The following is an 11772-nucleotide window of genomic DNA, read 5'->3' on the forward strand; positions in this document are numbered from 1 at the left end:
ATGATTTGTCTGCAAACCATGATAGAAGTCCGAAACCTCAGTCAGACCTTCCAAACCCCCAAAGGACCTCTGCAGGTGCTGGTGGATGTGAACCTAGACATCCCCAAGGGGGACTTTCTGGCCGTGATAGGCCGTTCGGGGGCGGGAAAAAGCACCTTCTTGCGCACCCTAAACGGCCTCCTGATACCCACCGTCGGGTCGGTAAGGGTCAACGGCACCGACATCACCAAGCTGCCCAAACGCGAGCTACAAAAGTACCGCCGCACCGTAGGCTTCATCTTCCAGCAGTTCAACTTGGTGGGCCGTCTCAGCGCCCTAGAGAACGTGCTCCACGGCCGGCTGGGCTACCTGCCCACCTGGCGCGGCCTGCTGGGGCTCTACCGCGAGCAGGACTACCGCATTGCCCGCGAGCAGCTCGCCCGGGTAGACCTTTTGGCCAAGGAGAACGCTCGGGTGGACTCCCTCTCGGGAGGGCAGCAGCAACGGGTGGCGATCGCCCGGGCTATGGCCCAGGAGCCCAGCCTAATCCTGGCCGACGAACCAGCCGCCAACCTAGACCCAGTTCTCTCCGAGGAGGTCATGCGCACCCTCAAACGCTTCAACGAGGAGGAGGGGGTAACGGTGGTCATTAACATCCACGCCCTCGAGCTGGCCCTCAAATACGCCAAGCGCATCGTGGCCTTCAAGCGGGGGCGGGTGGTCTTTGACGGCCGCCCTGAGGCTCTGAGCGAGGCTGCGGTGGACGACCTATACGAGCGCAAGGAGATGCTGGCATGAGCGCACTTTGGGTCTATACCCTGCTAGGACTGCTCCTGGCCTCGCTGGCGGGGGTGGCCAAGGGGTCCATGCGGCGCTGGACGGTGGGCGCAGGGCTGGCCTTGCTGGTGGCCTTCGTGGCCTTCCCCTTTAGCCGGGCCCGCGGCTTTCTAAGCCGCGACACCGTAGACCCTACCCTGCTGGCCCTGACCCCTCTTTTCCCCCTTCTATGGCTGATCCCCCTTGGCGTGGCCCTGGCGCTTCTTCTGACCCACCGGGGCGGCAGGCCGGCCGGAGTGGGCGGGGTCCTGGGAGGGGCCGCCGCTTTGCTGGCCGCCGGAAGCTGGTACACCCAGCCGCCCCAGCTCGCCCGGCTGGCCCCAGTGGAAGGGGCCATGGAGGCGCTGGTCGCCTTGGTGGTGGGCGGCTCGGTAGCCCTGCTCTCCCTAAACCGACTCCGCTGGCGCCTTCCCCTCTTGATTTCTGCCGTCCTTGCCGGGGGGCTGACCTTCTTGTGGTTCCACGCACCCCAGGGTGGAGGGGCCTACCTGCCCAAGAGCCTGGGTTACTACAAGCTCATCTACCCCACCCCTGAGGGCACCCAGCAGGCCATCGTGGAGAGCTACAACCAGTCGCTTCCGGAGCTGAACGCCATCCGCAAGGAGCTAGGGCAGGAGGAGTTAAAGCCCATCCAAAGCCTAGGCGACCTGCAGGGGGCCCTACCTGCCCAGGCCTCGAGCCAGGGCTATCGCCAGGTACAACCCTCCACCACCCAGTACGGGGCCTTCGCGGTCTTCTTCCTGGCCGGGGTAATGCTGGGGGCTGGCCTGATGCAGCTTTTCAATCCTGCCCTGCAAGAGCCCGACGATCTGCGGGCAGGCCTTCTCATCGCCCTGGTGGCCAGCGCCCTTATACCGGCCTTTGACGCCACGGAGTTTGACCTGGGCAAGCTGGTGGTGGGGTGGCCCTTTCTACAGCAGTTTGCCGACAAGGCCTGGCCCCCCTTGCTGGCCGACGCCGCCAGCGAGCGCTACCCCTTGCAGGAGGTGCTGAGCCAAATCGCCGTTACGGTGCAGATGGCTTTGGTGGGCACCTTCCTGGCGGCGGTCTTCGCCATGCCCCTTTCGTTTCTGGCCGCCCGCAACGTCACCTTGGGGAGCCCCTGGATGCGGGGGGTGTTCTACACCACCCGTCTCTTCCTAAACGTCCTGCGCGGAGTACCCACCCTCATCATCGCCCTGATTCTGGTGGCCGCGGTGGGGCTGGGGCCCTTTGCTGGGGTAATGGCCATCGCCATCCACTCCCTCACCGAGCTGGGCAAACTCTACTCAGAAGCCATAGAGAACGCCGACAAGGGGCCGGTGGAGGCCTTGGAATCCACCGGGGCAGCAGGGGCCAACGTGGTCCGCTGGGCCATCCTGCCCCAGGTGCTGCCGCTTTTCGTCTCCTACACCATCTACAACTTTGAGATCAACTTCCGCTCCTCCCTGGTGCTGGGCCTGGTGGGGGCGGGGGGCATCGGTTATTTCATCAATGAGAAGATGGCCTCCGGCCAGTACGACCAGATGATGGTGGGAGTCATCGCCATCGTGGTGGTGGTCAACATCATTGACTTCGCCTCCTCCTGGCTGCGCAGCCGGCTGGTGTGATAATAGACGGGATGATGCCCTACCTGAAGCTCTCCGGACCCCCTTACGAGCAAGGCCTGTGCCAAGGAAGAGCCCTAGGTGAGGCGATAGCGCACAACCTAGAGCTCTACTTCCACCGCTTTGAGGTGGAGTGCAAGCTCTCCCCCACCGAGGCCCGCGAGCGGGGCAGGCGCTACCTGGAGGCCCTACGCCGGCAGAGCCCGGCCTACACCGCGGGCCTCGAGGGCATTGCGACGGGCTCAGGGCAGCCCTTAGTGGACATCGCTACCCTCAACGTGCGCTACGAGATCGTGTATCACCAGTTCGGCCACGAGGCCCCCAACGGCTGCACCGCCTTTGCCCTGATGCCCGCCCACAGCGCCGACGGCCACCTCTGGATGGGCCAGAACTGGGACTGGATGGAGGGGGTGCAGGGAGCCTTACAGCACATCACCGAGCCCGACGGCACGCGGGTGCTGGCCTTCACCGAGGCGGGCATTTTTGGAGGCAAAATCGGCCTCAACTCGCACGGGCTGGGCCTGTGCATCAACGGGTTGGTCTCCAAGGGCGACCATTGGGCCGGGCTGGGCCAGCCCTTCCATCTACGTACCTACCGGGCGCTGCGGCAACGTACCCTAGAGGAGGCCCAAAAGGCGCTGCTCGAGCCCCCCCACACCAGCTCGGCCAACTTCTTGCTGGGGCAGGGGGCCAAAGCCGTGGACCTCGAGGTCTCCCCCATGGGCCTCGCCCGCTGGGAAGACCCCCGCCAGCTCGTCCACGCCAACCACTTCATCGCCCCGGAGCGCTGCGGCATCGAGGTACCCCCCATCGAGTGGCTCGACCGCTCGCACCACCGAGCAGAACGGCTGGAACAGCGCCTACGCGCGGTGGAAAAACCTGGTCTCAAGGACCTCCAGGCTGCCCTTGCCGACCGGGAGGGGGCCCCCTATGCGGTTTGCCGCACCCCCAGCCCCGAGGAGTACGCCCTGGGCGAGCCCTACCGCACCATCGTCTCGGTGATTATGAACTTGGGCACCGGCGAGCTGTGGATTTCCGATGGCCCCCCCCACGAGAACCCGTATGTTCGCTACGTGGTCTAAAATGGCCCCATGGCGCGCATCCAGGTGGCCCAGGGCGACATCACCGAGTTCGTGGGGGATGCCATCGTGAACGCGGCCAACAACCACCTAGTTCTGGGCTCGGGCGTGGCCGGAGCCATCCGGCGCAAAGGCGGCCCCAGCATCCAAGAAGAGTGCGACCGGCACGGCCCTATCCAGGTGGGCGAGGCCGCCCTTACCGGGGCGGGGCAGTTGCCGGTGCGCTACGTGATCCATGCCGCTGTGCTGGGGGATGCCCCCGCCAGCCTGGAAACCGTGCGCAGGGCGACTCGGGCGGCCTTGCGTCTGGCCCTGGAAAAAGGGCTTCACAAGGTAGCCTTTCCCCTGCTCGGAACCGGGGTGGGCGGCCTAGGGGTATCTATGGTCGTAGAAACTATGCTGGACGAGCTACTGGCCGCTCCCGACCCCTTGGAAGTCACCCTCTACGGCTACACCGAGGCCGACGCCGAGGCCATCCGGCAGGCCCTGGCCCGGCGGGGTCAATTCCCTGAGGGATAAGCTAAGGGCGTGTACCTAAAGAGCCTCGAGGACACCCGCACCCTAGCCCAGCGGCTGGCTCAAACCCTGCCCCATGGGGCCCTGGTCTTGCTAACAGGCCCTATGGGGGCGGGCAAGACCACCCTGGTCAAGTTCATCGCCGAGGCCCTGGGCTTCCAAGGTGAGGTGACCAGCCCCACCTACACCCTAATCCACGAGTACCCCACCCCAGGGGGCCTGGTGGTGCACATGGACGCCTACCGCATGGCCGACCAGGAGGCGCTGTACCACCTGGGCCTCGAGGACTACCGGCCCGAGGCCCGCCTGGTGCTCATTGAGTGGGGCCGGCCGGAGGTGTTTCCGGATAGCCTCGAGGTGCGCCTAACTCCCGGTGAAACAGGCCGTCGGGTGGAGTTTTTTGCCCATGGGAGAGCGTTTTTTCCAAAAATCTAGGCGAATTTTGTGCCCGTGGATTCATTTTTCGGGCTCCAAAGAAGCGTATAATCCCGCCCACACCTTGGCCTTGGTCAAGCAAGTCTTTTGTTTGGAGGATTAGCATGTGGAAAACCCTACTCCCCTTGCTCCTGTTCCTGGGAACAGCCTGGGCCCAAGGCACCGTGACCATCACCTACTGGCAGTACGACTTCAAAAGCAAGGTGGAAGCGGTCAACGACCTAATCAAGCGGTTTGAGGCGGCTAACCCCGGCATCAGGGTACAGCACCAAACCTTCCCCTACGACGCCTTCCAGCAAAAGGTGGCCTCGGCCATCCCGGCGGGCCAGGGGCCCGACGTGGTCAACCTGTTCTACGGCTGGCTGCCCACCTGGGTTAAAGCCGGTTACCTACAGCCCCTACCCGAGAGCATGGTCAAAATGCTGGACGACGAGTTCGTCGCCATGGCCCAGGCCTCTAAAGTGGGCGGCAAACTCTACGGCCTACCCACCGCGGTACGCTCGCTGGCCCTCTTTTACAACCGCGACCTGCTGAGCGCCGCGGGCTTCAAGAACCCCCCCAGGACCTGGGAAGAGTTCTTGAACATCGCCACCAAGCTCACCGTCAGGGACGGCAACAAGTTCACCCAGCTAGGCTACGCCATGGCTCCCGATGGCCAGGACCATCACCTGGTGCGCGAGGTGCTGGTGCGGCAGTTTGGCGGAAGACCCTACTCCGACGATGGGCGACGTGTCCTCTACGGCGATGCTGCTGGTCTTCGGGCCTTCACCTTCTACACCGATTGGCTTAGGAAATACAACGTGGGCACCCTAGGCAACCAGTTCTTCCCCGGCAACAACGCCTACCGCGACGCCTTCATCGCGGGCAGGGTAGGGATGATCGTGGATGGCTCCTTCGCCATCGGCACCATCCGCAACGGGGCCAGGTTCAACTGGGGCGTAGCCGAGCTCCCAACGGAAAAAGTTGGCGGCCGTAAGGCCAACTACGGCTCGTTCTGGCTGCACGGCCTAACTCCTTTGGCCACCGGCCCCAAGCAAGCTGCGGCCCTCAAGTTCTTGGAGTTTTTGGTCTCCGAGGAAACCCAGCGCTACTGGCTCGAAAAAGTAGGCGAGCTGCCCGCCCGCAAGAGCCTGATCAAAGACCCCAAGCTCACCCTGGACAGGGTGTACGGTCCCTTTGTCCTCTCGCTGGCCTACGCCAAGGCCACGCCGTTCGTGGACGAGATCGGGCAACGCAAGGTGATGACCGACGCCATTAACCGGGTGCTTTTAGAGAACAAAGACCCCGCCGAGTCTTTGCGCATCGCGGTGGCCGAGGAACAAAAGCTGCTGGACAACTTCTGGAAGTAAGTGGCGGGCGGCCTGGGGTTTGTAGCCCTCCCCTACCGCCCCTGGCCCCAGGCCACCGAACTCTTTATGCCTAAAGCCAGCCCCCCCGAGAAGCGCAGCCTACCCCTGGCGACCCGTGAGGCGCTGTGGGCCTTGGCCTTTCTGGCCATCCCCCTGGCCTTTTTCCTGTTCATCCGCATCTGGCCAGCTTTCCAGGCCCTTTGGCTATCGCTTTTTAGCTGGCACGCCGACCCCGATCAGCGGTCCTTTGTGGGCCTCGAGCACTACCACAAGATGCTTGATGACCCCAACCTGCGCAAGGCCCTGCAGAACACCTTGCTGTATACCTTGCTGGGGGTGCCCACCCAGATGGCCTTGGGGCTTCTGATCGCCCTCATGCTCAACGCCATCACCCGCTTGCGTGACCTCTTTCGGGCCATCTACTTCGCCCCTTACGTCACCCCAGCGGCGGCCATCGCCTGGGTCTTTAGCTGGATGCTCTCGCCCAACTTTGGCATCGTCAACGAAATCCTGGGCTGGTTTGGCATCCCCCCCCAGCCCTTTCTGACCAAGCCCTCGCAAGCCCTGGCCACAGTCACGATGGTGGTGGTCTGGCAAAACCTGGGCTTCCAGGTGGTCCTGTTCCTAGCCGGGCTGCAAAACATCCCCCGCGACTACTACGAGGCCGCCCGGATAGACGGGGCCAGCCCTTTCCAGCTCTTTCGTCACATCACCTTGCCCCTCCTGAACCCTGTAATGGTTTTTTCCGCGGTCATCGGGACCATTGGCTTCCTACAGCTTTTCACCCAGGTGGTGAACCTGAACTTCACCGACCAAGGGGGCCCCCTTGGCTCCACGCTGACCCTGGCGCTTTACATCTACCAGCAGGCCTTCGCCCGTTTTGACCTTGGCTACGCAGCGGCCATCACGGTCCTGCTTTTCGCCCTTATCCTGGTCATCACCCTGCTTCAGCTTCGCCTCCTCTCCCGGCGGGTGGAATACTGATGCGGCGCCTAGCAACCCTCCTCCTCTATCTCGCGCTGCTTTTGGGCAGCGTGGTGATGTTCTTCCCTTTCGTCTGGATGTTCCTTACATCCCTCAAGCCCTTTGCCGAGATATTTGAGCTAAAACTCCTCCCCCAGGCCCCCACCCTGGAGAACTACCGGGAGGTACTCTTTGACACCCAGTTCCCGCGGTGGTTCTTCAACAGCCTGCTGGTGGCCTCCATCACCACCCTATCGGTGCTCTTCTTTGACGCCCTGGTAGGCTACACCCTGGCCAAGCTGCGCTTTCCCGGAAGAGGGTTTGTCTTCGTGCTGATCCTCTCCACCCTGATGGTCCCCACCGAGATGCTGGTCATCCCCTGGTATGTCATGAGCACCCAGTACGGCTGGGTGAACACTTACTGGGGGCTTCTATTCCCCGGACTCATCAGCGCCTTCGGGGTGTTCTTGATGCGGCAGTTCTTTGAAACCCTACCCACCGACTTGTTGGACGCCGGGCGTATAGACGGGCTGAGCGAGTTCGGGGTGTTCTGGCGCATCGCTTTCCCACTGGTGCGACCGGCCCTGGCTGCGCTGGGCATCTTTACCTTTTTGGGCAACTGGAACGCCTTTTTATGGCCCCTCATCGTGGTGCAAACCCCAGAGATGCGCACCGTGCCCATTGGGGTTGCGCTCTTCTCTAGCGAGGCTGGAACTGCCTGGAACCTCATCATGGCCGCAAGCAGCCTGGCGGTGCTGCCGGTGCTATTGGTCTTTTTCTTCTTTCAGCGCCAGATTATAGAAGGGGTGGTGCTGACCGGGGTCAAGGGCTAGACCCGCAGCGAGGCCCTGAACCCCCGCGCAGCGTAGTAGGCCTCAGCGCCGCTGTGGTACACGAAAACCCTTCCATAGCGCCGATCGCCGAACAGGACACCCCTCAAGCGGCGCATCCCGGGTGGGGTGCGCAGCCAGCTCGAGGTGCGGGTGTCAAACTCCCCCAACCCCTGCAAGATGTGGTACTCCTCCTCGCTCAAGAGCCCAACCCCCACGCCCTGGGCCAGCCCCACCGCGCTGCCTTGGGGCTTGTGTTCCTTGCGGGTGGCCAGGGCTTCGGGGTCGTAGCAGAGGCTTCTACGCCCCTTGGGGCTCTCGGCAGCGCAGTCAAAGAAGACAACCTCTCCCCTCTTATCCAGCCCCACCACATCTGGCTCTCCTCCCGTGGCCTCCATCCACCAAAGCGTCCGGAGCTTTTCTGGATGGGCCCTAAGCCGCGCTTCCACCTGGGCCCACCCGAGCCCCGGATGGCGCTGGGGGTGCTGCCCAAAGCGGGCCTCGAGCAGCCTCAAGAATTCCTCCGGGGTTGGGGCTTCGGGTAGCACACTAGGCCTCCTTCACAAAACCTTCGCACTCTATACACCGAACTTTGGCTATGCTGGGAGAAGATCAAGGGGTGAACATGACGCACTCCCATCCACGCACCCGCATTCCCTGGCTTTGGCTTGCGCTTTTCCTGCTGGCCGCAGGCCTGGGAGCCTACCTGCTGCTTAGGCCCAAGTCTACCACCGACAGCACCCCCGCGGTGGAAACCGCCCCCGTCCAGCGGGGGGTGTTCAGGGTCTCGGTTTCCGGGCCAGGCACCCTCGAGCCCGTGCAGTCGCTCTCGGTCAAGCCTGCGGTGAACGGCACCGTACTCAAACTGCCCAATGTGGGCGACCGGGTACAAAAAGGGCAGCTCATCGTGGAGCTCGACCCCACCAGCTACGCCCGCACCCTGGAGAACGCCCGCTTGGCGCTGCAAAAAGCCCAGGCCAACCTGGACAAGCTGCGGGCCGACCAGGCCAGCAACCTGGCCACCGCCCAGCAGAACCTGGCCAGCGCCGAGGCAGCCTACACCAACGCAAAGCGCGACCTCGAGGCGGCCAAGGCCAACCTAGAGGCCACCCAGAAACTCTACGAGCTGGGCGGGGCCAGCGCCCAAAGCCTGCAAACCGCCCGCGACGCCTACGCCAAGGCCCAGGCCGCGCTCGAGGTGGCCCAGGTCAACCTCAACACCGCTCGGCAGGCCCTTGCCCTTAGGAAGGGCGCCAACGCCCAAGACCTGCGCAACGCCCAGCTTGCGGTGGAGCAGGCCCGGCTGGACGTCAAGGCCGCAGAGGAAAACCTGGCCGCCACCAAAATCTACGCCCCCTTTGATGGCGTGGTCTCGGAAGTAAACGCCCAGGTGGGCAGCATCGGGGTAGGGGCCACGGTCAGCAACAGCACCGCCTTGCTCACCCTGATCGATGATTCTAGCGTCAATCTGCCGGTTCAGATTGACGAAAGCGAGATCGCCAAAGTCAGGGTGGGCCAGAAAGTAGAGGTCAGCCTAGACGCCTACAGCGGGGAAACCTTTGAAGGGGTGGTAACGGCCATCGCGCCCCAGGCCCAGATGCAGCAGAACATCGCTTTTTTCTACGTGACCGTGAACATCCCCAACCCCGAGCGCAGGCTGCGCCCTGGGATGACCGCCGAGGGAGAGATTATCGCTGAAGAAATCCAAGACGCCCTCATCATCCCTAAACGGGCTGTGCAGACGGTGCGCAACCGGGCCTATGTGGACGTTTTGCAGCCCGATGGAAGCCGGGAAACCGTGCGGGTGACGCTGGGCCCCGACGACGGAGTAAACCAGGTGGTGCAGGAGGGCCTGCAGCCCGGCCAGCGGGTGGTGCTGCCCAGCCGCAGCAGCACCCGCTCGAGCAGCCAAAGCAGCCAGGGCGGCCTGCGCTTGCCCATCGGGGTCGGGGCCCCTCCAGGAGGTGGGCGGTGACGGTGGTGGCGCTCGAGCAAGTGCGCAAGGTCTACAAGAGCGGGGCGGTGGAGTTTGAGGCCCTCAAGGGGGTCTCGCTCCAGATTCGCCAAGGCGAGATGGTCGCCCTGATGGGTCCTTCTGGCTCGGGCAAGACCACCTTGATGCAGATCATCGGGCTGCTGGATCGGCCCACCGAGGGGCGCTACCTGCTCGCGGGGCGCGACGTGACCACCCTCAGCGAAAACGAGCGGGCCGAGGTGCGCAACCAGGAGATTGGTTTCGTCTTCCAAGCCTTCCACCTACTGCCGCGTCTAAACGTTTTGGAAAACGTAGAGGTGCCGCTGATCTACGCGGGCTACAGCCCCCAAGAACGGCGGGCGCGGGCCATTGAGGTCCTGCAAAAGGTGGGCCTTGGGGACAAGCTCAAAAACCTCCCCTCCCAACTCTCGGGCGGCCAGAAACAGCGGGTGGCCATCGCTCGAGCTCTGGCCATGCGTCCTTCTATCCTCCTGGCCGACGAGCCCACGGGAAACCTAGACTCCAAGACCGCTGTTGAAGTGATGCGGCTGTTCCAAGAGCTCAACGAGGAGGGCACCTGCGTGGTCATCGTAACCCACGAACCCGACATAGCGGAGTACACCGAGCGCATCGTGCGGATTCGGGACGGCCAAGTTGAGTCCGATGCGCCCAATCCCTACCGCAAACGGGCTGTAGGAGGACTGGCATGAGTGCGGCAATGGTTTCTTCAGCTCCCCAAAAATTGCGTTCCCGGATGGCCGGGATGAACCCCTGGCAGGTCTTCTCCATAGCCTGGCGGGCCATCCTCGCCAACCCTCTGCGCTCTGTGCTGACCACGCTAGGGGTCATCATTGGGGTGGCCGCCGTGGTGGCCTTGACCATGGTGGGCCAGGGCTCCACCGCCAACATCACCCGCACCTTGCAAAGCCTGGGCACCAACCTCATCACCATCGGCAGCGCCACTGGAGGCCGGGGCCCGGGGTTCGGTCTGGTGCGCTTTGGCGGCCCCCAAACCATTACCCTAAAAGACGCGGAGGCCATCCAAGCAGAGTTCTCCGGCCGCATCGCGGGCATCGCCCCTAGCCTGCAGAGCAACCAGCAGGTAAAAGTGGGTTCCAGCAACCTGAACGCCACCGTAATCGGCACCTGGCCCGACTACGCCAGTGTGCGCAACGCCCAGCCCGCCCAGGGCAGCTTCTTCACCGAGGCCGACCTGCAAAGCCGCCGCAGGGTAGCGGTAATCGGCTACGGAATCGCGCAAGACCTCTTCGGTGGCCAAGACCCCATAGGGCAGCGCATACGGGTCGCGGGCATCTCCTTCACGGTGGTGGGGGTGCTTCCAGATAAAGGCGACACGGGCTTTGCCAACCCCAACTACCAGGTGATGGTGCCCCTCTCTACCTACCTGCAGCGCCTTGGCCGCAGCAGCACCGGAGAACCACGGGTCCAGGCCATCTACATCCAGGCCCCCGACAAAGACGCTCTTCCTCAGCTACAACAAGAGCTTACCGATTTCATGGCCCAACGGCGCAAGACCACCGACCCCAGCGAGTACGACTTCAGCGTGCAGAACCAGGCCGATGCGTTGGCCTCGGTGAACCGAGTTACCCAGACCATGACCCTCTTCCTGGGTGGTGTAGCGGGAATTAGCCTCCTGGTGGGCGGGATTGGCATCATGAACATCATGCTGGTCTCGGTCACCGAACGCACCCGGGAGATCGGCATCCGCAAGGCCCTAGGGGCCAAACCCCGTGACATCCTCACGCAATTCCTGGTGGAATCGGTCTTGCTGTCGGTGGTGGGGGGTACTTTAGGAATCCTGCTGGGGCTGGCCATGGCAGGCAGCGTGGGGCAATTCCTTCGAATCAGTCCCATCTTTGACCCCTTCAGCGTGGTGCTGGCCTTTGCCTTTTCGGTTGGGGTCGGGGTTTTCTTTGGCTACTACCCCGCGGCCCGCGCCGCCCGGCTTGACCCGGTGGATTCCCTGCGGTACGAGTAGGACCAACCAGCTCGAAAAAACCAAGCCATCCAAAGCAAAAGCGCCCCCGAAGGGGCGCTTTTGGCAGACCTTGACAAGGGAAACCAGCTTTACCGCGCCTTCGGCGCCAACTCCTTAGAAAGGAGGTGATCCAGCCGCACCTTCCGGTACAGCTACCTTGTTACGACTTAGCCCCAGTCATGAGCCTTACCCTAGGCGCCTGCCTGTGGCTCCCGGCGACTTCA

12 protein-coding genes and 1 rRNA gene are annotated in these 11772 nt (G+C 63.3%); 11 read left to right on the top strand and 2 right to left on the bottom strand.

Annotated elements, in window-relative coordinates; genetic code table 11:
* Window positions 1–18: 18 nt before the first annotated feature.
* From phnC to Mlute_RS05615, 8 genes are all read left to right on the top strand, one after another.
* On the top strand, window positions 19–777 hold the full coding sequence (gene phnC, locus Mlute_RS05580; RefSeq protein WP_119359760.1) for a phosphonate ABC transporter ATP-binding protein: 759 nt from the start codon (window positions 19–21) through the stop codon (window positions 775–777).
* A complete protein-coding gene (gene phnE / locus Mlute_RS05585; protein WP_119359761.1) occupies window positions 774–2405 on the top strand; it encodes a phosphonate ABC transporter, permease protein PhnE in 1632 nt (543 codons plus the stop codon). The genes phnC and phnE overlap by 4 nt, the downstream gene beginning before the upstream one ends.
* An 11-nt stretch (window positions 2406–2416) precedes the next feature.
* The gene (locus Mlute_RS05590; protein WP_119359762.1) at window positions 2417–3484 is read left to right on the top strand and encodes a C45 family autoproteolytic acyltransferase/hydolase; all 1068 of its coding nucleotides are present in this window, start codon (window positions 2417–2419) and stop codon (window positions 3482–3484) included.
* 9 nt (window positions 3485–3493) lie between these two features.
* Window positions 3494–4000, top strand: coding sequence for a macro domain-containing protein (locus tag Mlute_RS05595; protein WP_119359763.1), 507 nt, complete (start codon window positions 3494–3496; stop codon window positions 3998–4000).
* Between the two features lie 9 nt (window positions 4001–4009).
* Window positions 4010–4432 (top strand): tRNA (adenosine(37)-N6)-threonylcarbamoyltransferase complex ATPase subunit type 1 TsaE, encoded by a 423-nt coding sequence (gene tsaE / locus Mlute_RS05600; RefSeq protein ID WP_119359764.1) that lies wholly within the window; start codon window positions 4010–4012, stop codon window positions 4430–4432.
* A gap of 104 nt (window positions 4433–4536) precedes the next feature.
* Window positions 4537–5781 carry an extracellular solute-binding protein gene (locus tag Mlute_RS05605; RefSeq protein WP_119359765.1) on the top strand — a complete coding sequence of 415 codons (1245 nt, stop codon included), beginning with the start codon at window positions 4537–4539 and terminating at the stop codon, window positions 5779–5781.
* Window positions 5782–6765 (top strand): carbohydrate ABC transporter permease, encoded by a 984-nt coding sequence (locus Mlute_RS05610; protein ID WP_245958858.1) that lies wholly within the window; start codon window positions 5782–5784, stop codon window positions 6763–6765.
* Window positions 6765–7577, top strand: a complete 813-nt coding sequence (locus Mlute_RS05615) for a carbohydrate ABC transporter permease (protein ID WP_119359766.1) — start codon at window positions 6765–6767, stop codon at window positions 7575–7577. The genes Mlute_RS05610 and Mlute_RS05615 overlap by 1 nt, the downstream gene beginning before the upstream one ends.
* On the opposite strand, the gene Mlute_RS05620 is transcribed toward Mlute_RS05615, so the two are convergent.
* Window positions 7574–8122, bottom strand: a complete 549-nt coding sequence (locus Mlute_RS05620) for a DUF4256 domain-containing protein (protein ID WP_119359767.1) — start codon at window positions 8120–8122, stop codon at window positions 7574–7576. The two genes, Mlute_RS05615 and Mlute_RS05620, sit on opposite strands and share 4 nt — an antisense overlap.
* A gap of 50 nt (window positions 8123–8172) precedes the next feature.
* Between Mlute_RS05620 and Mlute_RS05625 the strand changes: the two genes are divergently transcribed.
* The 3 genes from Mlute_RS05625 to Mlute_RS05635 are packed head-to-tail and all read left to right on the top strand — an operon-like array spanning window position 8173 to window position 11548.
* Window positions 8173–9549: an efflux RND transporter periplasmic adaptor subunit gene (locus Mlute_RS05625; RefSeq protein WP_245958859.1), complete on the top strand. Its 1377-nt coding sequence runs from the start codon at window positions 8173–8175 to the stop codon at window positions 9547–9549.
* Window positions 9546–10259 carry an ABC transporter ATP-binding protein gene (locus Mlute_RS05630; RefSeq protein ID WP_119359768.1) on the top strand — a complete coding sequence of 238 codons (714 nt, stop codon included), beginning with the start codon at window positions 9546–9548 and terminating at the stop codon, window positions 10257–10259. Before Mlute_RS05625 ends, Mlute_RS05630 begins: the two co-directional genes overlap by 4 nt.
* Complete coding sequence (locus Mlute_RS05635; RefSeq protein ID WP_245958860.1) at window positions 10256–11548, top strand: ABC transporter permease; 1293 nt, start codon at window positions 10256–10258, stop codon at window positions 11546–11548. The genes Mlute_RS05630 and Mlute_RS05635 overlap by 4 nt, the downstream gene beginning before the upstream one ends.
* A 118-nt stretch (window positions 11549–11666) precedes the next feature.
* On the opposite strand, the gene Mlute_RS05640 is transcribed toward Mlute_RS05635, so the two are convergent.
* Window positions 11667–11772 (bottom strand): 16S ribosomal RNA (locus Mlute_RS05640); the annotation flags it as partial.

The sequence above is a fragment of the Meiothermus luteus genome (genome assembly GCF_003574085.1).
Lineage (GTDB): Bacteria > Deinococcota > Deinococci > Deinococcales > Thermaceae > Meiothermus > Meiothermus luteus.